Annotated in this window: 19 protein-coding genes; 15 read left to right on the top strand and 4 right to left on the bottom strand. The window is 65.1% G+C overall.

Annotation, left to right across the window (positions count from 1 at the left end):
- Positions 1–3 precede the first annotated feature (3 nt).
- The 4 genes from C8C93_RS15735 (at position 4) to C8C93_RS15720 (ending at position 3,850) form a co-directional block, all read left to right on the top strand.
- The gene (locus tag C8C93_RS15735) at positions 4–1,008 is read left to right on the top strand and encodes a tripartite tricarboxylate transporter substrate binding protein (protein WP_121507516.1); all 1,005 of its coding nucleotides are present in this window, start codon (positions 4–6) and stop codon (positions 1,006–1,008) included.
- 47 nt (positions 1,009–1,055) lie between these two features.
- Positions 1,056–1,805, top strand: coding sequence for an electron transfer flavoprotein subunit beta/FixA family protein (locus C8C93_RS15730; protein WP_121507084.1), 750 nt, complete (start codon positions 1,056–1,058; stop codon positions 1,803–1,805).
- Positions 1,806–2,738, top strand: coding sequence for an electron transfer flavoprotein subunit alpha/FixB family protein (locus C8C93_RS15725; RefSeq protein ID WP_121507515.1), 933 nt, complete (start codon positions 1,806–1,808; stop codon positions 2,736–2,738).
- A 128-nt stretch (positions 2,739–2,866) separates the two neighbouring features.
- Entirely contained in the window at positions 2,867–3,850 is a 984-nt protein-coding gene (locus C8C93_RS15720; protein WP_121507514.1) for a tripartite tricarboxylate transporter substrate binding protein, read from the top strand.
- Positions 3,851–3,886: 36 nt separating this feature from the next.
- Here C8C93_RS15720 and C8C93_RS15715 read toward each other — a convergent pair whose 3' ends face one another.
- Positions 3,887–4,732 (bottom strand): MurR/RpiR family transcriptional regulator, encoded by an 846-nt coding sequence (locus C8C93_RS15715; protein ID WP_055394300.1) that lies wholly within the window; start codon positions 4,730–4,732, stop codon positions 3,887–3,889.
- 229 nt (positions 4,733–4,961) lie between these two features.
- Between C8C93_RS15715 and C8C93_RS15710 the strand changes: the two genes are divergently transcribed.
- The 4 genes from C8C93_RS15710 (at position 4,962) to tal (ending at position 10,407) form a co-directional block, all read left to right on the top strand.
- Positions 4,962–5,990, top strand: a complete 1,029-nt coding sequence (locus C8C93_RS15710; RefSeq protein WP_121507513.1) for an ABC transporter substrate-binding protein — start codon at positions 4,962–4,964, stop codon at positions 5,988–5,990.
- Between the two features lie 105 nt (positions 5,991–6,095).
- A complete protein-coding gene (locus C8C93_RS15705) occupies positions 6,096–8,237 on the top strand; it encodes an iron ABC transporter permease (protein WP_233559442.1) in 2,142 nt (713 codons plus the stop codon).
- Positions 8,238–8,369: 132 nt separating this feature from the next.
- A complete protein-coding gene (locus C8C93_RS15700) occupies positions 8,370–9,452 on the top strand; it encodes an ABC transporter ATP-binding protein (protein WP_121507511.1) in 1,083 nt (360 codons plus the stop codon).
- A 7-nt stretch (positions 9,453–9,459) separates the two neighbouring features.
- The gene (tal, locus tag C8C93_RS15695; protein WP_121507510.1) at positions 9,460–10,407 is read left to right on the top strand and encodes a transaldolase; all 948 of its coding nucleotides are present in this window, start codon (positions 9,460–9,462) and stop codon (positions 10,405–10,407) included.
- A 1,005-nt stretch (positions 10,408–11,412) separates the two neighbouring features.
- On the opposite strand, the gene C8C93_RS15685 is transcribed toward tal, so the two are convergent.
- Both C8C93_RS15685 and C8C93_RS15675 read right to left on the bottom strand, forming a co-directional pair.
- Positions 11,413–12,807: a sensor histidine kinase gene (locus tag C8C93_RS15685; RefSeq protein ID WP_121507508.1), complete on the bottom strand. Its 1,395-nt coding sequence runs from the start codon at positions 12,805–12,807 to the stop codon at positions 11,413–11,415.
- A gap of 178 nt (positions 12,808–12,985) precedes the next feature.
- Complete coding sequence (locus tag C8C93_RS15675) at positions 12,986–13,705, bottom strand: response regulator transcription factor (RefSeq protein WP_055395176.1); 720 nt, start codon at positions 13,703–13,705, stop codon at positions 12,986–12,988.
- A 224-nt stretch (positions 13,706–13,929) separates the two neighbouring features.
- Here C8C93_RS15675 and C8C93_RS15670 point away from each other — a divergent pair, with 224 nt between their 5' ends.
- The 7 genes from C8C93_RS15670 to C8C93_RS15640 all read left to right on the top strand — a co-directional run bounded on the left by C8C93_RS15670 (position 13,930) and on the right by C8C93_RS15640 (position 20,976).
- Entirely contained in the window at positions 13,930–15,180 is a 1,251-nt protein-coding gene (locus tag C8C93_RS15670; RefSeq protein WP_121507507.1) for an ABC transporter substrate-binding protein, read from the top strand.
- 123 nt (positions 15,181–15,303) lie between these two features.
- Complete coding sequence (locus C8C93_RS15665; protein WP_121507506.1) at positions 15,304–16,422, top strand: carbohydrate porin; 1,119 nt, start codon at positions 15,304–15,306, stop codon at positions 16,420–16,422.
- A gap of 121 nt (positions 16,423–16,543) precedes the next feature.
- Positions 16,544–17,425: a carbohydrate ABC transporter permease gene (locus C8C93_RS15660; protein WP_121422357.1), complete on the top strand. Its 882-nt coding sequence runs from the start codon at positions 16,544–16,546 to the stop codon at positions 17,423–17,425.
- Positions 17,415–18,284 carry a carbohydrate ABC transporter permease gene (locus C8C93_RS15655; RefSeq protein WP_121422358.1) on the top strand — a complete coding sequence of 290 codons (870 nt, stop codon included), beginning with the start codon at positions 17,415–17,417 and terminating at the stop codon, positions 18,282–18,284. The genes C8C93_RS15660 and C8C93_RS15655 overlap by 11 nt, the downstream gene beginning before the upstream one ends.
- A gap of 8 nt (positions 18,285–18,292) precedes the next feature.
- On the top strand, positions 18,293–19,369 hold the full coding sequence (locus C8C93_RS15650; protein WP_121422359.1) for an ABC transporter ATP-binding protein: 1,077 nt from the start codon (positions 18,293–18,295) through the stop codon (positions 19,367–19,369).
- A gap of 201 nt (positions 19,370–19,570) precedes the next feature.
- Positions 19,571–20,548, top strand: coding sequence for a glucokinase (gene glk, locus C8C93_RS15645; protein ID WP_121422360.1), 978 nt, complete (start codon positions 19,571–19,573; stop codon positions 20,546–20,548).
- Complete coding sequence (locus tag C8C93_RS15640; protein ID WP_121507505.1) at positions 20,545–20,976, top strand: VOC family protein; 432 nt, start codon at positions 20,545–20,547, stop codon at positions 20,974–20,976. Before glk ends, C8C93_RS15640 begins: the two co-directional genes overlap by 4 nt.
- Positions 20,977–21,007: 31 nt before the next feature.
- On the opposite strand, the gene C8C93_RS15635 is transcribed toward C8C93_RS15640, so the two are convergent.
- The gene (locus tag C8C93_RS15635; protein ID WP_121507504.1) at positions 21,008–22,012 is read right to left on the bottom strand and encodes a tripartite tricarboxylate transporter substrate binding protein; all 1,005 of its coding nucleotides are present in this window, start codon (positions 22,010–22,012) and stop codon (positions 21,008–21,010) included.
- Between the last annotated feature and the right edge of the window lie 34 nt (positions 22,013–22,046).

The following is a 22,046-nucleotide window of genomic DNA, read 5'->3' as shown; positions in this document are numbered from 1 at the left end:
CCAATGTTTGTCTCTCGCACCTTCGCAGCCCGCCGCGCCGTGCTGGCCGTGTCCGCCGCTCTGGCGGCCAGCGCCCTTTGGGGCGCGGCCTCGGCACACGCGCAAGCCTGGCCCACCAGGATGATCAAGCTGGTGGTGCCCTTCCCGGCAGGCGGCCCTACCGATACTGCCTCGCGCATCGTGGGCCAACGCCTGGCCGAACGGCTGGGCCAGCCCGTGGTGGTGGAAAACCGTGCGGGTGCTTCGGGCTCCATCGCTGCCGCCCAGGTGGCCAAGAGCCCGGCCGACGGCTACACGCTGATGATGCTGGCCACGCCCACGCTGCTGGCGCCGCATCTGTACAAGAAGGCGGGCTACGACACGGTGAAAGACTTCACGCCCGTGGCCACGGTGTACGACCTGCCCATCGTCGTGGTGGTCAATCCTGCCCAGATGCCTTCTGTGACCGATCTGCAAAAGCTCATTACCCATGCCAAGGCCCGGCCAGGTCAGCTCAACTACACCAGCTCAGGTGCGGGCAGCTTTGGCCATTTGAGCATGGAGCTGCTCAAGCAGATGGGGGGCTTTGAAATGCAGCACATTCCCTACAAAGGGGGCGTGCCCGCCATTACCGACACCATCGGCGGCCAGGTGCCGCTGATGTACGCCGATCTGGTGGCTGCGCTGCCGCACATCCAGACGGGGAAGCTGCGTGCCATCGCAGTGGGATCGCCCCAGCGCGTGGCCATGCTGCCCGATGTCAAGACCATCGCCGAGCAGGGCTTCAAGGGCTACGAGGCCGTCTCCTGGGGTGGTCTGCTGGCGCCGCCCGGTACGCCCAAAGCCGTGGTGGACCGCATCGCAACCGAGGTGCAGCAAATCCTGGCCGAGAAAGACACGCAGGACAAGTTGTTGACTGCAGGCGCCATCGCTGCATACCAAGCGCCCGACAAGATGGCCCGCCGCATTCAGCAGGACTACGTCAAGTGGGGTACTGTGATCCGCGACAAGGGCATCTCGAACGAGTAAGCCTGCGCACCCGCACTCCCACAACAAAAATCAAGGAAAACAATCCCATGAAAGTTCTCGTCCCTGTCAAGCGCGTGGTGGACTACAACGTGAAGGTCCGCGTGAAGTCGGACAACACGGGTGTGGACATCGCCAACGTGAAGATGAGCATGAACCCCTTTGACGAAATCGCCGTCGAAGAGGCCGTGCGCCTGAAAGAAAAAGGCCTGGTGACCGAAGTCATCGCAGTCTCCTGCGGCGTGGCCCAGTGTCAGGAAACCCTGCGCACTGCCATGGCCATCGGTGCAGACCGCGCCATCCTGGTGGAAACCGACGTCGAGCTACAGCCCCTGGCCGTGGCCAAGATCCTCAAGGCCCTGGTGGACAAAGAGCAGCCCGGTCTCATCATCCTGGGCAAGCAAGCCATCGACGACGACGCCAACCAGACCGGCCAGATGCTCGCGGCCCTGGCAGACCTGCCCCAGGCCACGTTCGCCAACAAGGTTGAACTGTCGGCCGACAAGGTCAGCGTGACGCGTGAAGTGGACGGCGGCCTGGAAACCCTGCAGCTGTCGCTGCCAGCGGTCATCACCACCGACCTGCGCCTGAACGAGCCCCGCTACGTCACCTTGCCCAACATCATGAAGGCCAAGAAAAAGCAGCTCGATACCGTCAAGCCCGAAGACCTCGGCGTGGACGTGGCTCCGCGCCTCAAAACCCTCAAGGTGACCGAGCCCGCCAAGCGCGGTGCTGGCATCAAGGTGGCCGACGTAGCGGCACTCGTTGAAAAACTCAAGAACGAAGCGAAGGTGATCTAAATGTCGGTACTCGTTATTGCTGAACACAACAACGCGTCCATCAAGGGCGCCACGCTGAACACCGTGACCGCTGCTGTGGCCTGCGGTGGCGACGTGCACGTGCTGGTGGCCGGCCACAACGCCGGTGCAGCAGCCGCCGCAGCCGCCCAGATCGCCGGTGTCGCCAGGGTCATCCACGCCGACGCCCCTGGCCTGGAACACGGCCTGGCCGAGAACGTGGCCGCGCAAGTGCTCGCCATCGCAGGCAACTACAGCCACATCCTGTTCCCCGCCACCGCCAGCGGCCGCAACGTGGCCCCCCGCGTGGCCGCCAAGCTGGACGTGGCGCAGGTCAGCGACATCACTAAAGTGGTGAGCCCAGACACCTTCGAGCGCCCCATCTACGCCGGCAACGCCATTGCCACCGTGCAAAGCGCCGACAGCGTCAAGGTCATCACCGTGCGCGCCACGGGCTTTGACGCCGCAGCCGCCACGGGCGGTTCCGCAGCCGTTGAAACCGCCGCAGCCACCGCAGACGCTGGCAAGAGCAGCTTCATGGGCAGCGAAATCGCCAAGAGCGACCGCCCCGAACTCACGGCCGCCAAGATCATCGTCTCCGGTGGCCGAGCCCTCGGCAGCAAGGAAAAGTTCGACGAAGTGATGACCCCGCTGGCCGACAAGCTGGGCGCCGCTTTGGGTGCCAGCCGGGCCGCAGTGGACGCAGGCTACGCCCCCAACGACTGGCAAGTGGGCCAGACCGGCAAGATCGTGGCGCCGCAGCTGTACATCGCAGCGGGTATCTCGGGCGCCATCCAGCATTTGGCGGGCATGAAGGACTCCAAGGTGATCGTGGCGATCAACAAGGACCCTGAGGCACCGATCTTCAGCGTGGCCGACTATGGGCTGGAGGCCGATCTGTTCACGGCCGTGCCGGAGTTGACCAAGGCGCTCTGAGCCCCCGTAGATCAAAAGCACAGCCCAATCGATGCGGGTTGCATGCTATTGAAAATATAGCTGCCAGTGCTTATTGAATAAGCGATGGGCCTATTTTTTGCACCTATAAACCAGCAGGAGACAAAACCATGAGCGCATCCCTTTCCCGTCGCAGCCTCGTCCAGGCCACTGGCGCAGCGCTGGTCAGTGCGGCACTGCCAGCGCTGGCCCAAGCCAGTTGGCCCAGCCGTCCGATCCGCATCGTCGTGCCTTACACGGCGGGCGGGTTTACCGACCAGATGGCGCGTCTGCTGACTTTGGGCCTGCAAAAGCAGTTCGGTCAGTCGGTTGTCATCGACAACAAACCCGGCGCCAACAGCATCATCGGCGTGGATGCCGTCGCCAAGTCCGCTCCGGACGGTCACACCTTTGGCGTGGTCATTCCGGCCTTTACCGCCAACACCACGCTCTACCCCAAGCTGCCCTACAACCCGCGCAAGGACCTGGTGGGGGTGTCGCTGCTGGGTGTTTCTCCACTGGTGGCAGCGGTGGCCCCCAATGCACCGTTCAAGACGGTGAAGGAACTCGTGGCCTATGCCAAGGCCAACCCGGGCAAGGTGAGTTTTGCCTCGTCAGGCACGGGCTCTGCCGCGCACCTGACCAGCGAGTTGCACAAGTCACTCACCAAGACCTTCATGGTCCATATTCCCTACCGCGGCGCCGCGCCGGCGCTGACGGATTTGCTCGGCGGCCAGGTGCCTTTGTTCCTCGACCCTCCGCCCAACCTGATTCAGCCCGCCAAGGCAGGCCGCATCACCCTCATCGGCGTGGCCAGCGAAAAGCGCTTGCCCATGTTGCCCGACGTGCCCACCTTCATCGAGCAGGGCGTGCCCGGCATGCTGGGCAGCACCTGGGCCAGCATGATTGCTCCCGCCGGCACGTCGCGCGACGTTGTCAAGCGCATGTCGGACGCGGTGAACGCCATCATCCAGAGTGAAGAGACCAAAGCCAAGCTCGAAACCATGGGTACCTTCGGAGAGGGCACCACACCGGAGGCGTGCGATGCCTTCTTGGCTGCTGAAACGACCAAGTGGGGCAAGGTGATCCGCGATGCGGGTGTCACGCTGGACTGAGAAGGTGTGCACCCGGCCTGGCCTGACGGCCAGGATTTACGCGTAGCGCTTGGCCCGCAAATTCTCTTTCATCTGCTGCAGGATCGGCTGCAGCGAGCTGCCAATACGCAGCGCCACGCAGGTGGCCAGCACGTCGATGATGAGCAGGTGCATCAGCCGCGACACCATGGGGCTGTAGCGGTCGTAGCCCTCGGGGTGGTCGGCGGCCAGGTGGATCTGGCAGGTGCTGGCCAGGGGCGAGCCGCTGGCGGTGATGGCGATGGTGGTGGCGCCGTTCTTGCGGGCGATGTCGGCGGCGTCCATCAAATCGCGGGTGCGGCCCGAGTTGGAGATGATCACCGCGCAATCGCCCGGGCCGAGCAGGGTCGCGCTCATCACCTGCATGTGGCCGTCGCTGGTGGCAATGGACGTGACGCCCAGACGGAAGAACTTGTGCTGCGCGTCCTGTGCCACGATGCCCGAGTTGCCCACGCCGTAGAACTCGATGCGTTTGCCGGTTTTCCAGGTGGCTGCAATCGCCTCGGCCGCACGCTCCAGCGCCACGGTGCTGGCGGCATTGCGGTATTGCAAAAAGGCCGCCACGGCGTTGTCCACCACCTTCACCAGCACGTCGCCGGTCTTGTCGTCGGCGTCCACGCTGCGGTGGATGAAGGGCACGCCTTCGCTCACGCTGCCTGCCAGCTTGAGCTTGAAATCTGCCAGTCCGTCATACCCCATGCTGCGGCAAAAGCGCACCACCGTGGGTTTGCTCACGTGCGCGCGTTCGGCCAGTTCACGCACGGGCAGGCGTGCAAAAGTGCGTGGGTCGGTTAGCACCAGCCGGGCAACGCGCTGTTCGGCGGGGGCCAGGGAGGGCAGGGAGGCGGTGATGCGGTCGAGCATGTCTCAGTCAGGGTGTGCAGCGCGGGCTGCTCAGGTGAGGCCTTCGAACAGGTTTGGGGGAACCATTCTTAATGTAACTTGGTTCCCAAGGCGGCGGGGAGAGCGCCATCCCCGCCTTTCAACCTGCTTGCACCCGGTCTGGGAGTTTCCCCCCTGACCCTGGCCTGCCTGCAGGACTAGCATCCTTGCATCGCGTTAATCACGTTATCCAGATACTGAGGAGACTCCCATGCGCAAACCTTTGCTGACGAAACTTCTGGCCGGCACGGCCCTGGTGGCGGCCGCTTCCGGCAGCTGGGCCCAGGGCCAGGTCAACATCATCTGTTCGGTGCAAGCCGAGTGGTGCAACCTGATGTCCACGGTGTACGCCAAGACCACAGGCACCAAGGTCAACATGACAGCCAAGGGCTCAGGCGAGGCGCTGGCGCAGCTCAACGCCGAGCGCGCCAACCCAAAGACCGACATCTGGTTTGGCGGCACAGGCGACCCGCACCTGCAGGCGGCCGAGCAGGGCCTCACGCTCGAATACAAATCGCCCCAGTTGCCGCAGCTGTACCCCTGGGCGCAAAAGCAGGCGGCGGATTCCAAGTACCGCACGGTGGGCGTGTACCTGGGCCCGCTGGGCTTTGGCTACAACAAGGAGCTGCTGGCCAAGCGCAAGCTCAACCCCCCGCAGTCGTGGGCCGACCTGCTCAAGCCCGAGTTCAAGGGCGAGGTGCAGATGGCCAACCCGGCATCGAGTGGCACGGCCTACACCATGATCGCTACGCTGGTGCAGATCATGGGCGAGGAAAAGGCGTTTGAATACCTCAAGGCCCTGCACCCCAACATCAGCACCTACACCCGCTCGGGCACGGCGCCCGTCAAGGCGGCCGCCCGGGGCGAGACCACGGTGTCGGTGAGCTTCGTGCACGACGTGACCACTGAGGCGGTCAATGGCTTCCCCGTGGGCTCGGTCACGCCTTCGGAAGGCACGGGCGCCGAGGTGGGCTCCATGAGCATCGTCAAGAACGGCCCCAACACCGAGGCCGCCAAGAAGTTCTACGAATGGGCACTCACGCCAGGCGGCCAGCAGTTTGGCCTGGCGGCCAAGCAGTTCCAGCTGCCCAGCAACACGCAGGTGCCCAAGGACCCGCGCATGACCGACCCTTCCAAGATGAAGCTCATCAACTACGACTACGCCAAATACGGCGCGAGTGCCGAGCGCCGCCGTTTGATTGCGCGCTGGGAAAAAGACGTGCAAAACGCCGCACGCTAAGGGGCGGTGGTGTCGGCAGCAGCAGCGGCGGCGCACGCAACCTTCCGAACCTCAGCACTAAGCGCCTCGGTCAACCGGCCCCTGTGGGTCTGGTGGGTCGTGGGCGTGCTGGGTTATCTCGTGTTTCCCTGGTATGCGCAGCAGGATGCCAATGGCCTGCTGGCGGTGGGCCAGGTTTTCAGCGGTGAACAGGCGGCCAACGGGCTGATGCAGGCGGCGCTGTTTGGCCGACCTTGGCTCTGGTTGGGCCTGGTCGGGCTTGCCGTTGCCGGCCTGGGGGCCTGCCTGCCTGCGGGCCGCAAGCAGGGTGCTGTGCTGGTTGCCGGTGGCGCGCTGGGGCTGCTGGCGCTGGTGCTCAGCGGCTTTGCGATTGGCGCACGCGGCTGGGCCTTTGAATGGATGAACACCAGCCTGGGCGAGCTGGGTGCGCGCCAGCCCGGCATGGGCTGGGGCGGGTTTGTGGTGCTGTCGGCACTGCTGGTGCTGCTGTCGTTTGGCGTGGCACGGCGCGGTTTCTTTAAAGGCGATTTGTTCGTGGCGGCGGCCGTGCTCACCTGCGGCAGCCTGCTGGCACTGTTCATCGTGTTCCCGGTGCTCAAGGCGCTGTCGGCCGCGTTCTTCCTCGAAGACGGCCCGTTCTCGCTGGGCGTGGTGTGGGAACGCATTGCACACGAGCGCAACTTTGGCCTCTCGTGCCTGGCCAACCTGGGTGGAGGCCAGCGCTGCGGCGTGGCCTGGAACACGCTGTTCCTCGGGCTGATGACCGCCACCAGCACCACGCTGCTGGGCACTTTCATGGCGCTGATGGCCGAGCGCGCGTCGCGCCGCTATGCGCGGCCGCTGAACATCGTGGCGCTGCTGCCCATCATCACGCCGCCGTTTGTGGTGGGCCTGGGGCTCATCCTGCTGTTCGGCCGTGCCGGGGTGTTCAACCAGTTTCTTGAGTACGCGTTCGGCATCACGCCCACGCGCTGGTTCTACGGCTGGCTGGGCATCTGGGTGGCGCAGACCTTTGCGTTCACGCCCATCGCCTTCATGATCATGCGCGGCGTGGTGCAGGGCGTGGCGCCCAGCCTGGAAGAGGCCGCCCAAACGCTGCGTGCCAGCCCGCACCGCACCTTCATGACCGTAACCCTGCCGCTGCTCAAGCCGGGCCTGGCCAACGCGTTTTTGGTGGGCTTCATCGAAAGCATGGCGGACTTCGGCAATCCCATCGTGGTGGGCGGGCAGTTCTCGGTGCTGTCTACCGAAATCTTCTTTGCCATCGTGGGTGCGCAGTACGACCAGGGGCGTGCCGCGTCGCTGGCCTGGATCCTCACGTTCTTTGCGCTCACCGTGTTCGCCATCCAGCGAGGGCTGCTGGGCAAGCAGAACTTCACCACCGTGTCGGGCAAGGGCGACGCGGGCATTGCCATGCCGCTGCCCACCGGTGTGCGCCGCGTGGTGCATTCCATCGCGCTGCCCTGGATGGCCTTCACGCTCATCGTGTACCTGTTTGCACTGGCGGGCGGTTTTGTGCAGACCTGGGGGCGCGACTACACCATCACGCTGGCGCACTTTCGCACGGCGTTCAGTGTGGAGTGGGGCGAATTTGGTGTGGTGTGGGCGGGCACGGCGTGGAACTCGTTTTTCACCACGCTCAAGCTCGCGGCCATCTCGGCGCCGCTCACGGCCACGCTGGGCATCGGCATTGCGTGGCTGCTGGCGCGCACCGAGTTCCGGGGGCAGGGCGCGTTCGAGTTTGCAGCGCTGCTGGCCTTCGCCATCCCCGGCACGGTGCTGGGCGTGAGCTACATCCTGGCTTTCAACGTGCCGCCGTTCGAGCTGACAGGCACGGCACTCATCATCGTGCTGTGCTTCATGTTCCGCAATCTGCCGGTGGGCGTGCGGGCGGGCACTGCCGCGTTCAAGCAGCTGGACCGGTCGCTCGATGAAGCGTCCGTCATGCTGCGTGCAGGCAGTGTGCAGACGCTGCGCCATGTGGTGCTGCCGCTGCTCAAGCCTGCGCTGGTGGCGGCGCTGGTCTACAGCTTTGTGCGCGCCATCACCACCGTGAGTGCGGTGATCTTCCTGGTCACGGCCGAAAACGAGCTGGCCACCACCTACATCATTGGCCGCGTGGGCAATGGCGACTATGGCGTGGCGCTGGCGTACTGCACGGTGCTCATCATCCTCATGTCGGCCTCCATCGGGCTCATTCAGCTGCTGGTGGGTGACCGCAAACTCGGTCGGCGCGGTGGCTTATGACCCCCCCCCTGAGTCGCCTTCGGCGCCTTCCCCCCAGGGGGACAACGCCTCGCTGCGGGGCGGCGCTTGCTCGGCGTCCCACGCCTGGATCGCGCCAGTTGCCATGCGCAATCGTCAATTGAAAAGACAACTATGAACAACAACGACGCGGGCATCGTGTTCCGCAACATCACCAAGCGCTACGGCAGCGACAGCAGCGCGGCCCTGGCCGTCAAGGGCATCAGCTTTGAGGTGCCGCGCGGCACGCTCACCACCATCCTCGGCCCCTCCGGCTGCGGCAAGACCACCACCTTGCGCATGATTGCGGGGCTGGAATCGCCCACTTCGGGCGAGATCTTCATCGCAGGCCAGGACGTGACCACGCTGGGCACCGCGCAACGCAATGTGAGCATGATGTTCCAGAGCTACGCGCTGTTCCCGCACATGAACGTGGTGGAGAACGTGATGTACGGCCTGCGCATGTCAGGCCAGCCCAAGGAGCAGGCACGCACCAAGGCGGTGGAGGCGCTGCGCGGCGTGGGCCTGGTGGGCTATGACGACCGCCTGCCCAGTGAACTTTCGGGCGGACAGCAGCAGCGCGTGGCCCTGGCCCGCGCGCTGGTGCTGGAGCCCGAGGTGCTGCTGTTCGACGAGCCCCTGTCCAACCTCGACGCCCGCCTGCGCCGTGAGATGCGTGAGGAAATCCGTGCCTTGCAGCAGCGCCTGTCGCTCACGGTGGCTTACGTCACACACGACCAGGCTGAGGCCATGGCCGTGAGCGACCAGATCATTGTGATGAACCAGGGCCTGATTGCGCAAAAGGGCTCGCCGCGCGCGCTGTACGAAACCCCGCACAGTGAGTTTGTGGCCGGTTTCATGGGTGAGGCGATGCTGTTCCCCGCCGTGGCCGACGCGGACGGCACGGTGGCACTCGGCCCGCTGGTGCTGCGCCCCCGCATGGCGGTGAAGAGCGGCCCGGTAAAGGTGGCGGTGCGGCCGGAGGCCTGGCGCATTCATCGCCAGGGCGCGGGCCTGCTGCCCGCCCGGCTGGACAAGCGGGCCTATCTGGGCGCGGTGCACGAATACACCTTTGACACCACGCTCGGCCACATCTTTGTGGTGTCGTCCGACCTGGATGATGTGCTGGCCGTGGGTGATGACGTGCAGCTGAGCCTGGGTGTCCACGGCGTATCGGTGGTTGGTAGTACCGAAGGTGCCCAACGTGATGCGGAATAATGGCGCCATGAACCAACTCGACGCCCTCAAACAGTTCACCACCGTGGTTGCCGACACTGGCGACTTTCTGCAACTGGCCCAGTTCCGTCCGCAGGACGCCACGACCAATCCCTCGCTGATCCTCAAGGCGGTGCAAAAGCCAGAATACGCGCCCCTGCTCAAGGACACCGTCGCCAAGTGGCAAGGGCGCGCCATGGACGAGGTGATCGACCGCCTGCTGGTGCGTTTTGGTTGCGAAATCCTGACCCACGTGCCCGGCCGGGTCTCCACCGAAGTGGATGCGCGTCTGAGCTTTGACACCAGCGCCACCGTCACGCGCGCCGAGCGCATCATCGAGCTGTACCAGGCCGAAGGCATCCACATCGACCGCGTGCTCATCAAGATCGCGGCCACGTGGGAGGGCATCCAGGCCGCTGCCCAGCTGGAGCGCAAGGGCATCCACACCAACCTCACGCTGCTGTTCTCGTTCGCCCAGGCCGTGGCTTGCGGCCAGGCCAAGGTGCGGCTGATTTCCCCGTTTGTGGGCCGCATTTACGACTGGTACAAGAAGCAGGCGGGCGCGAGCTGGGATGAGGCCGCGCGCGCGGGCGCCAACGACCCGGGCGTTCAGTCGGTCACGCAGATCTACAACCACTACAAGCGCTTTGGGATTGCCACCGAGGTGATGGGGGCGAGTTTCCGCAACGTGGGGCAGATCACTGCGCTGGCCGGGTGCGACCTGCTGACCATTGCGCCCGAACTGCTGGCGCAGCTGGCGGCGAGCGAGGCGCCGTTGCAGCGGGCGCTGGATGCAGAGGCTGCCAAGGCGATGGATTTGCCTGCGGTGAACTATGACGAGGCGGGGTTCCGTTATGCGTTGAATGAGGACGCGATGGCGACGGAGAAGCTGGCCGAGGGGATTCGGGCGTTTGCGGTGGATGCGGTGAAGCTGGAGAAGCTGATTCTGGCGGCTTGAGGTCAGCATTTTTAGTGGTTTTGGCGGCTAGCGCTTTTGTAGAAAGCGCCAGCCGCTATTGTTTTTATAGTTCCCTAGTTTGCCCCATACCGTTCGGGCTGAGCTTTTCGAAGCCTTGGCGCGCTGGTTTAGGCGGTGTGCTTGTGCTGAGGGCGGAGGCCGGGTTGTCGCCCCGGCGGGCGAGTAACTTTCTTTTGCTTCGCCAAAAGAAAGTCACCAAAGAAAAGGCGACCCCCAGTCTGCGACCCCTGCGCTTCGCTACGGGGCAAACCTGCGTCGGGGCGGTTGCGGGGTGCGCCGCAGAACTCACTGCGCGCCTGCGGCGCTCCGCTCGAACAACTGCGGCGAGTCAGTTCACGAGGCATGGGCGCTGCGACGCCCATGCTCACCCCGCAACCGCCCCGCCGCAGGCGCAGCCAGCAGGGGGTTGGGCAGCCGAACCTCCAACAGCCGAACAGCCACACGGGCCATTGCTGCGCTCGGCCCCGCCTGCGCAGCGCGTGGCGCTTGCGCCCGCGAGACCGTGCCGAGCGCAGCGTAGCGAAGCTATGGCCCGTGTGGATGTCCGCTCCCCCGGGTTCCCTTCTGGATGCGCCAGGGGCGCGCAGGGCGCGGGGTGGCGCGTGTGCCGAAGGACACACGCGCTTCGTGAACTGACTCACCGCAGTTGTCCGAGCGGAGCGCCAAAGGCGCGCAGCGAGTTCTGCGGTGCACCCCGTGACCGAGCACCCCAGGTTGCCCCGTAGCGCAGCGAAGGGGTCGCAGACAGCAGGGTCGCCCTTTCTTTGGTTCCTTTCTTTCGGCGACGCGAAAGAAAGGGACTCGCCCGCCGGGGCGAACTCCCGGCCTCCGCCCTCAATCCAGGCACGCCGCACAGATCAGCGAACGAGCGTGCCCAGGCTTCGACAAGCTCAGCCCGAACGGGCAGAAGAAACCCTGCAACTATTAAAACAATAGCTGTCAGTGCTTATCCACCAAGCGCCAGACCCCAAAAAAACCAAAAATTCACCCCGCAGGCAGCCGCATCCCCACCCGCAACCCCCTCGGCACCACCCCCTCCGCCACCGTCCGGCCGCCATGCCGCAGCGCGATCTCCTCCACGATCGACAGCCCGAGCCCACACCCCCCCGCCTTGTCCGACCCGCGCCAGAAGCGCGCAAACAGATCGCCCAGGTGTTCGGCTGGCACGCCCGGTCCGTCGTCCTCCACCAGCAGCAAGGCCCAGCGCCCGGGCTCCTCGTGGCCCACACGCACTGTCACCGTGGCGCCGGGGCCTGCGTAGTGCAGTGCGTTGTCGATGAGGTTGTTGAGCGCCTCGCGCAGCAGCACCGGGTGGCCTTGCACGGGCAGGCTGTCGTCACCCTCGTAGCCCAGGTCCATGCCTTGCGCCAGGGCGCGGGCTGCCCATTCGCGAGCGACTTCGCGGGCCAGGCAGGCCAGGTCGATGGCCTGCATCTCCACGTTCGATTCGGAGCGCGCCAGCTGCAGCAGCTGGTGCACCAGGTGGGCGCTGCGCTGGGCGGCCGAAAGCACTTTCTGCAGCCGTTCCTGCACGGCGGGCTCATGGCTTTCGTGCAGGGCCAGCTCGGTCTGGCCGATGAGCCCGGCCAGCGGGGTGCGCAGTTGGTGCGCAGCGTCGTTGAGAAAGCGCTTTTCCTTTTGCTGGCCGCGCGCCACGGTCTCCAGCAGCCGGTTGATGGTGCTGGCCAGCGAATGCACCTCCTGCGGAGCCGAGGTCAGCTCGATGGGGGGCAGCGGTGTGGTGCCAGCCTGCGGCAGGGCGCCGGCGCGCTCGATCTGGGCCTCCAGGCGCTTCAAGGGCTGCAGGCCGCGCAGCACGCCCGCATACACCACGGCGCTCAGCGCCAGGCCCATCAGCCCCATGGGGAACACCATCTGCTCCAGCAGCTCCTGCGCGATGCGCTCGCGCACGGTGAGGCTCTGCGCCACCTGCACACGCAGGGTCTGGCGCGTCTGGGGTGTGCCGTAGTCCACGTCCAGCAACGCCACGCGCACGGGGCGGTCGTCCACGCGGGCGTGGTACAGGTAGGGGTCGCCCACGCGCACCTCCACGGGCGGCGGCGGAGGCAGCTGGGCATTGCCCAACAGAAAGCGCCCGGGCGGGGACGAGACCATGTAGGTGATGCGGTCGGCCGGGTCCTGCTCCAGGATGTCCTGCGCGGCCTTGGGAAAGTCCACCAGCAACCCGTCCCCGATCGGCTTGATCTGCCGCGCGAGCGCTCGCACCGACTGCGTCAGCGTCTGGTCAATGCCCTTCTCGCCGTTCTGCAGCGCAATGCGCCACGCCAGAAACCCGCCAGACAGCCACAACACCAGCTGCGGCAGCAACAGCCACAGCAGCAGCTTGCGTTGAAGAGAAACCCCCGGTACGTGGCGCATGTCAGTGGCCTGGGCCTGCGGAGATCAGTGGGACCCCCGATGCCAGCCACTGGCGCGGCCCCCGCGAGGGATGCCGAGCAAGGGCCGCCCCGCAGCGAGGGCATCGTTCTCCTGCCCGCGTAGCGCAGCGAAGCGAGAGCGGGGGGAAGGCGCGCAGCGACTCAGGGGGGTGTTCCATCTACGGCCTGTTCAGCATGTACCCCAGCCCCCGGATGTTGCGGATGGCCAGCGGCGAGGTGTCGAGCTTCTTGCGCAGGCGGTGCACATACACCTCCAGCGCGTTGGAGTTGAGCGGGGGTGCGGCGGTTTGTCCGGGCTCCGGGGGGCTGGCGCGCCAGGCGGCCAGCACATCGTCGCGCGTGACGACTTCGCCGCAGCGGTTGACCAGCAACTCCAGCAGCTCCCATTCGCGCTGGGTCAGGTCGAGCAGGTCGCCATTGAGCGCCGCCGAATGGCTGGCGTGGTCCAGTACCAGCGGGCCGATGGTGGTGCTGGCGCCGCCTGCGGCGCTGCTGGCCTGGGTAAAGGCGGGCTGGCGCGCACGGCGCAGCATGGCCTGCAGGCGGGCCTGCAGCTCCTGCATGTTGAAGGGCTTGGTGATGTAGTCGTCAGCCCCGGCATTGAGACCCAGCACGCGGTCTTCCACGCCATCGCGCGCGGTCAGAATCAGCACGGGCAGGCCGGCAATGTGGGTGCGCGCCCAGGTCAGAAGCTCCATGCCGTCGGCGCCGGGCAGGCCCAGGTCCAGGATGATGCCGTCCACCGCCTGCGACTGCAGCAGCGTGGTGGCCTCGGCCACACTGGAGGCCGTGTGCACGCCGAATTCCAGCTGCTGGAGCTGGCCAGTCAGCGCGTCCAGCAGCAGGGCATCATCTTCAACAATCAGTATCGTGGCCATGGGATTGAGCATAACAAAGCACCCCGCCAGCGGCTCCTGCAGCACGGCAGTGCTTGCACCCGCAGCGGTTGGTAATTCAATAACGGGCCAAGGGCGTTGGTATGTAACCCACACCCGGGAAAGCCCTGATATGTTCATTAATTATTGTAATTAAAGTACCAACTGCGCTAAACAGCACCGGATTGCGGCGCACCAACGGATTCAAACATCGAGGAGACACGGGTATGTGGAAGATGACAAAAATCGCCGCAGTGGCGGTGGGCCTGGCGGCAGCGATGTCGGCCAGCGCGGGGGAGGTGGAGGTCCTGCACTACTGGACTTCGGGCGGCGAAGCCAAGTCGGTGGCCGAGCTCAAGAAGATCATGCAGGGCAAGGGCCACACCTGGCGCGACTTTGCCGTGGCCGGTGGCGGTGGCGACAGCGCCATGACCGTGCTCAAGAGCCGCGTGATCTCGGGCAATCCACCGTCGGCTGCGCAGACCAAGGGCCCGGCCATTCAGGAGTGGGCGTCCGAAGGCGTGCTGGCCAACATGGACACCCTGGCCAAGGCTGAAAAATGGGATGACCTGCTGCCCAAGGTGGTCGCCGATGTCATGAAGTACAAGGGCGCTTACGTGGCCGCCCCGGTCAACGTGCACCGTGTGAACTGGATGTGGGGCAGTTCCGAGGCCCTGAAGAAGGCTGGCGTGGCCTCCATGCCCAAGACCTGGGACGAGTTCTTTGCGGCAGCCGACAAGCTCAAGGCCGCAGGCCTGGTGCCCGTGGCCCACGGTGGCCAGAACTGGCAGGACTTCACCACGTTTGAATCGGTGGTGCTTGGCGTGGGTGGCCCCAAGTTCTACCAGGACGCCTTGGTCAAGCTTGACGACAAGGCCATCAACAGCGACACCATGAAGAAGTCGCTGGAGACTTTCCGCCGCATCAAGGGCTACACCGACCCCGGCGCCCCTGGCCGCGACTGGAACCTGGCCACGGCCATGCTGATCCAGGGCAAGGCAGGCTTTCAGCTGATGGGCGACTGGGCCAAAGGCGAGTTCCTGGCCGCAGGCAAGGCGCCTGGCAAGGACTTCCTGTGTGCTGCTGCACCGGGGTCGGCCAACGCGTTCACCTTCAACGTCGATTCGTTCATTCTGTTCAAGCTGAAGGATGCTGCCGCACAGAAGGCGCAGAGCGACCTGGCCAGCGCCATCATGAGCCCGGCTTTCCAGGAAGTGTTCAACCTCAACAAGGGCTCCATCCCCGTGCGTGCGGGCCAGCCCATGGACAAGTTTGACGACTGCGCCAAGGCCTCGGCCAAGGACTTCGTGGACACCGCCAAGAGCGGCGGCCTGGTGCCCAGCGCGGCCCACGGCATGGCAATTGCCCCGGCCACCGAAGGCGCCATCAAGGACGTGGTCAGCCAGTTCTGGAACGACGACAAGGTCAGCGTCGCCGATGCCATGAAGAAGATCGCGGCCGCCGCGAAAACCAAGTAAGCCGTGCAAGACACACGCGCACACACGCACTAAAACCAACCCCAGAGGGATCCCATCATGAAGACAAGAAACCGCCTTACGGCGGTGGCTTTGGCCGCCGCATGCGCGAATGGCGCCTTTGCTATGGATGTAGCAGGCTTTGAGTTCAACGGTTACTCGCGGGGCGGCCCGGTGTTCAACCACTCCGACGGCGTCAAGGGCAACCTTTCGCTGGGTGGCGAACTGCAGAAGTACCGCCTGGGCAACGAGGGTGACAACGGCATCGAAGTCAACTTTGCACGCGGTTTTGAAGCCGGCGGTGTCAAGTGGAAGGTCAACTACATGCCCGCCAAGTGGGGCAGTGGCGACATCAGCACCGAACAGGCATTTGTGGAAATGAGCGGCTTCTCGTTCTCACCCGAAGCCAAGTTCTGGGTCGGCCAGCGCCGCCTGCGGATCCAGGACGTGCACATCGTCGACTACTTCCTGCTGAACTACGGCGACAACATCGGCGCCGGTGTGACCGACGTGCCCGTCGGCGGCATGAAGCTGGGCCTGGGTGTGTTCACCGGCGACAAGTTCGACGGTGGCCTGCCCAACAACGTGAAGGCTCACCGCATCAACGCCGACCTGTCGGAGATCAACACCAACCCGGGTGGCAAGCTGCGGGTGCTGCTGACGGCGGTGGGGGGCAAGGGCCAGGTCAATGGCGGTTCGGGCTCGGGCATCTCCTTCATGCACACGCAAAAGGAATTCCTGCTGCCCAGCATCACCAACACGCTGTACCTGCAAACATCGCGGGGCCATGCGCGCATCGACGGAGAGTTCGAGGCCATCGAGGGCACCAGCGCTGGCAAGCGCGCCACCCGCATCGCCGACTCCATCAATTGGCAAAGTGGCCCGTTTGGTGGTCAGGCCCTCATTGGCTACCAGACCAACAAGGCTGATCTGACGGGCGTGGAGACCAAGGACTTCTCGCTGGGCGGCCGTGGCTCCTATGCGTTCACCAAGAACTTCAAGGGTCTGGTGGAACTGTCCACCACCACCCGCAAGGGCACTGGTGCTGACCAGCGCCTGTCCAAGGTCACGCTGGCGGGCGCCTTGGCCCTGTCGGAAGACTTCTGGTCACGTCCCGAGTTGCGTCTGTACGTGACCAAGGCCAACTGGAACCAGGCAGCGGCACTGGCCAATGCCGCAACTTTTGGCGCCAATGGCAAGACCTCGCGCACGCTGGTGGGCGTGCAGTACGAGGTGTGGTGGTGATCCGTTGAGTAGGTAGTGAGTTAGCGAGTTAGTCAGAGGTTACTTTGTTCATTTGGGGGGCACTCCTGCGTGTCCCCCGCTTTTTTTACATGCAGGACGATGACAAACACATACCGTGGCCATGAGCAAAAACACCTTTGAAACATGGCTGCCCAAGCTGGTCGTGACACCGGCTTTTGTACTGGGCTTTGCCTTCATCTATGGCCTGATGGTCTGGAATGGCGTGCTGAGCCTCTCCGCATCGCGCATGCTCCCCAACTACGAGTGGGTGGGCCTCGCGCAGTACGAAAAACTCTGGGAGATGGACCGCTGGTGGGTCGCGCTCAAGAACCTCGGCATCTTCGGCGTGGGCTACGTGGGCGGGTCCCTGGCCATCGGCGTCGTGCTGGCCGTGCTGCTGGACCAGAAGATCCGCGCTGAGGGCGCGCTGCGCACCATTTACCTGTACCCCATGGCCCTGTCGTTTGTGGTCACGGGCACGGCCTGGAAGTGGCTGCTGAACCCGGGCCTGGGCATCGAAAAAATGGTGCGCGACTGGGGCTTTCCGAATTTTGAGTTTGGCTGGCTGGTGGACACCGAGATGGCCATCTACTGCGTGGTGATTGCAGGCATCTGGCAAAGCGCTGGTTTTGCGATGGCGCTGTTCCTGGCGGGCCTGCGGGGCATCGACGACAGCATCATCAAGGCCGCGCAGGTCGATGGTGCATCCTTGCCACGCATCTACTGGCGCATCGTGCTGCCAGCACTGCGGCCCGTGTTCTTCTCCACGGTCATGGTGCTGTCGCACCTGGCGATCAAGAGCTTTGACCTGGTGATGGCGCTCACCGCCGGTGGCCCTGGTTTTTCCACCGACGTGCCCGCAACGTTCATGTACACCATGTCGTTCTCGCGCGGCCAGATCGGCCTGGGCGCCGCCAGTGCGACCATGATGCTGGCCACTGTGGCGGCACTGGTCATCCCTTACCTTTACAGCGAACTGCGGACCAAGCCCCATGACCGCTAAGCCCTCCCTCTTTCCGTCGCTCGGCCGCTTGCTGGTCTATGCCGTGCTGGCCCTGGCCACCGCGTTCTTCCTGCTACCGCTGTACGCCATGCTGGTCACCTCGTTCAAGGATGCCGAGGAGATCCGCAGCACCTCGCTGCTGGCGCTGCCCGCTGCGCTGAACGGGGCAGCCTGGGGCACGGCCTGGTCCAGCGCCTGCACGGGCGTGGACTGCAATGGCCTGCGCCCGTTCTTCTGGAATTCGGTGGCCATGGCCGTGCCGGCCGTGATGATCTCCACCGTGTGGGGTGCGCTCAATGGTTATGTGCTGAGCCTGTGGAAGTTTCGCGGCAGCGATGCGCTGTTCGGCATGCTGCTGTTTGGTGTGTTCATGCCGTTCCAGGTGGTGCTGCTGCCCATGAGCCAGGTGCTGGGATGGCTAGGGCTTTCGAGTTCCATCACCGGGCTGGTGCTGGTGCACTGCCTAGCGGGGTTGGCGGGCACCACGCTGTTCTTTCGCAACTACTACGCGGCGATCCCGAAGGAGCTGGTGAACGCGGCGCGCATGGATGGCGCCAGCTTCTTCCAGATCTTCTGGCGCATCGTGCTGCCGCTGTCCACGCCCATCATCATGGTCACGCTGATCTGGCAGTTCACCAACATCTGGAACGACTTCCTGTTTGGCGTGGTGTTCTCGGGCACGGATTCGAAGCCCGTGACGGTGGGCCTGAACAACCTGGCCAACACCAGCAGCAGTGTGAAGGCCTACAACGTGGACATGGCGGCCGCGATCATCGCGGGCTTGCCCACCATGGTGATCTACGTTCTCGCAGGCAAGTTTTTTGTGCGCGGCCTGACGGCTGGCGCGGTGAAAGGTTAAGGAAAATCATGGCGTCTTCATTGGACATCGCGGGCATCAACAAGCGCTTTGGCAAGGGTGACAAGAGCGTGGAGGTGCTGCGCAAGATCGACATCCACGTGGCACCGGGCGAGTTCCTAATCCTGGTCGGCCCCTCGGGCTGCGGCAAATCCACGTTGCTCAACATCATTGCGGGCCTGGACGAGCCCACCGAAGGCGAGATCCGCATCGGTGGCAAGAACGTGGTGGGCATGCCCCCGCGCGACCGTGACATCGCCATGGTGTTCCAGAGCTACGCGCTGTACCCCACGCTCTCTGTGGCCGACAACATTGGCTTTGCGCTGGAGATGCGCAAGATGCCCAAGCCAGAGCGCCAAAAGCGCATCGACGAAGTCGCAGCCATGCTGCAGATCAGTCACCTGCTCGACCGCCGCCCCAGCCAGCTCTCGGGCGGCCAGCGCCAGCGCGTGGCCATGGGCCGGGCCCTGGCGCGCCAGCCGCAGCTCTTCTTGTTTGACGAACCGCTGTCCAACCTCGACGCCAAGCTGCGCGTGGAGATGCGCGCCGAGATCAAGCGCCTGCACCAGGCCAGCGGCATCACCAGCGTGTACGTGACGCATGACCAGGTCGAAGCCATGACCCTGGGTTCGCGCATCGCGGTGATGAAGGGCGGCGTGGTGCAGCAGCTGGGCACGCCCGACGAGATCTACAACCGCCCGGCCAATACCTACGTGGCCACCTTCATCGGCTCGCCCACCATGAACCTGCTGCGTGGCGCGGTCACGGGCGGGCAGTTTGGCATCCAGGGCGCGGCGTTGAACCTGGCACCTCCATCCCCCCCACAAAGCGGTTCCAACGAAGTGCTGCTGGGCGTGCGCCCTGAGCACCTGGTGATGCAGGAGACTGCCCCCTGGCGCGGGCGGGTCAGCGTGGTGGAGCCCACGGGCCCCGACACCTATGTGATGGTGGACACCGCCGCAGGCAGCGTCACGCTGCGCACCGATGCGCAGACCCGTGTGCAGCCCGGCGACGCCGTGGGCCTGGCGGTAGAGCCCGCCAACGCCCACTGGTTCGACGCCAAGTCCGAAGATCGATTGACAGGCTGAGCGGTTGGGAGCCCCAGCCCCTGGGTCGCTGCAAGAAGGGGCTTTGGTCTTTGCCTGAAGCGGTAATTCAGGTAAAAAGAGGCTCTAGCGCTTATCTATCAAGCGTCAACAGCTATATAAATAATAGCGTTGGCGATCCGCAGGCCGCCGTCTGCCGCAGGGCAACGGGGGCGTGTGACCTTTGGTTTTCATCTTTTTCCCATGCACCCTCAGCGCCTCCTTGCCGACATCGGCGGCACCAATATCCGACTGGCCTGGCAGAACGAACCGGGCGGCCCCTTGCACGACACGCGCGTGTTGCCCTGCGCGCAGTTCCCCACCGTGGATGCTGCGCTGGCGGCCTATCTGACAGAAGTGGGCGTACCCACCCCGCGCGAGGCGGCGTTTGGCATTGCCAACCCCGTCACGGGCGACGCCATCCGCATGACCAACCACAGCTGGAGCTTCTCGCAGCGCGCGGTGCGCGAGGCGTTTGGTTTTGAGCGCCTGGTGGTCATCAACGACTTCACCGCGCTGGCGCTGGCGCTGCCCCTGCTGACGCCCGACCTGCTGCGCCCCGTGGGCGGTGGCGAGGCCGTGCCGGGCGCCGCCATCGCGCTGCTGGGCCCGGGCACGGGCCTGGGCGTGTCGGGTCTGGTCTTCCCGCCGGGGTCCAGCAACGGTGTGCCGTTGTCGGGCGAGGGTGGGCACGTTTCGCTGGCCGCGCAGACGCAGCGCGAATTCGACGTGCTGGCCATCCTGCAAGAACGCTATGGCCATGTGTCCGCAGAGCGCGCGGTGTCGGGTGCGGGGCTGGTGGACCTGTACCACGCGCTGCGCAGGCTGGCCCAGCGCGGCGGCAAGGAGATCAGTTCGGCCGCCGAAGTGACCGAGCTGGCACTGCAGTCCAACGACGCCTTGGCGCTGGAGGCGCTGGACCTGTTCTGCGGCTTTCTGGGTAGCGTGGCGGGTAACCTGGCCCTTACCCTGGGCGCGCGCGGCGGCGTGTTCATTGGCGGCGGCATGGTGCCGCGCCTGGGCACGTGGTTCGACAAATCCTCGTTCCGCGCACGGTTCGAGTCCAAGGGACGCTTTCAGCCCTACCTCGCGTCCATCCCCTGCTGGATCATCGACCCGAGCGCCACGCCTGCGCTGTATGGCGCTTCGCGTGCGCTCGATATTGCCGGCTCTGAAGGATGAGCAGCGAAGTTGCCGCACCGCCCGCGCCGGGGCCTGCGCTACAGGTCAGCGGTGTGCACCATGTGGCCATCATCGCCAGCGACTATGTCCGCTCGCGCCGCTTCTACACCGAGGTGCTCGGCCTGCGGGTGGTGCACGAAGTCTTTCGGGCGGAGCGGCAGTCGTACAAGCTGGACCTGCAGTTACCCGATGGAACGCAGGTGGAGCTTTTTTCCTTCCCCCACCCACCCGCACGCCCGTCCTACCCCGAGGCCTGTGGCCTGCGCCATCTGGCGTTGCGCGTAGCCGATATGGAAGCCAGCGTGGGCACGCTGGTAGCGCATGGCGTGGCGGTGGAGCCGGTGCGGGTCGATCCGTTTACCGGCGCGTTGTTCACCTTTTTTGCCGACCCTGATGGGTTGCCGATCGAGCTGGTCGGGCCGGCCTGACCGGCGCAGGTTCTCCTTCGTTGTCCTGCGCTCAGTCCACGGCGATGCGGCGTTCCTTGATGAGCGCTGACAGGAGCTGCGTTTCTGCACCGATGGTCTGCTGGAAGGCGGTGGCGTCCTGCACGATGGGTTCGGCCCCCAGGTCGGCAAAGCGGCTTTTCACCTCTGGTAGGGCGACCGCCTTGGCGATCTCGCTGGCCAGTCGGTTCACGATGTCGCTGGGCGTGCCTGCGGGCGCAAACACGCCAAACCAGTTGCCCAGTTCTACGCCCTTGATGCCCAGCTCGGTCAGGGTGGGTGCCTCCGGGAAGAAGGCCGAGCGCTTGGTGCCGGTCACGGCCAGCAGCCGTGCGCGGCCTTCGCGGATGTGCTGGAAGCCGGTGGCCGGGTCGAAGTAGTAGTCCACCTGCCCGGCCAGGATGTCCTGCAGCGCCGGTGCCGCGCCTCGGTAAGGCACATGCACGGCGTCAAACCCCGCCTGCTGCTTGAAGAGTTCGCCCACCAGGTGCATCTGGGTGCCAGCCCCCCCGGAGGCATAGCTGAGCTTGCCAGGCGCCGCCTTGGCCATGGCCACCAGGTCGTTGGCGCTTTGCACAGGCAGCCCCTTCTTGGCCACGAGGTAGAGCTGGGCGTAGCCCAGGCTGGCCACGGGGCGCAGATCGCGCTCGGGGTTCAGTGCAGGCTTGAACAGGAAGGGGTTGGCTGTCTGCACCGAAATGGGGGCCACCATCAGCGTGTGGCCATCGGGTGCGGCCTTGCTGGTTTCCATCACGCCCAGGTTGCCGCTGGCCCCCGGCTTGTTGTCCACCACGACGGGCTGGCCGAGCGACTTGCTCAGTGCCGCGCCTGCGACGCGGGCCATCACGTCGGTGGTACCGCCAGCCGGAAAGCCCACGACCAACCGGATGGGCTTGCTCGGCCACGCTGGGGGCTGGGCCAGGCTGGCGCCCGTGGTGGCGGCCAGGCAGGCTGCGGCGCTGGCGCGCAGCAGCAGGTTGCGACGGGTGATGAAGGTGCGAAGGGATGGGATGTGCATGGTTTGTCTCCGTTGATGTTGTCTGTTGTGGCTG

This window comes from Acidovorax sp. 93 (assembly GCF_003633835.1).
Taxonomy (GTDB): Bacteria; Pseudomonadota; Gammaproteobacteria; order Burkholderiales; family Burkholderiaceae_C; genus Acidovorax; species Acidovorax facilis.
This window is presented reverse-complemented; position numbering and strand designations above follow the sequence as displayed.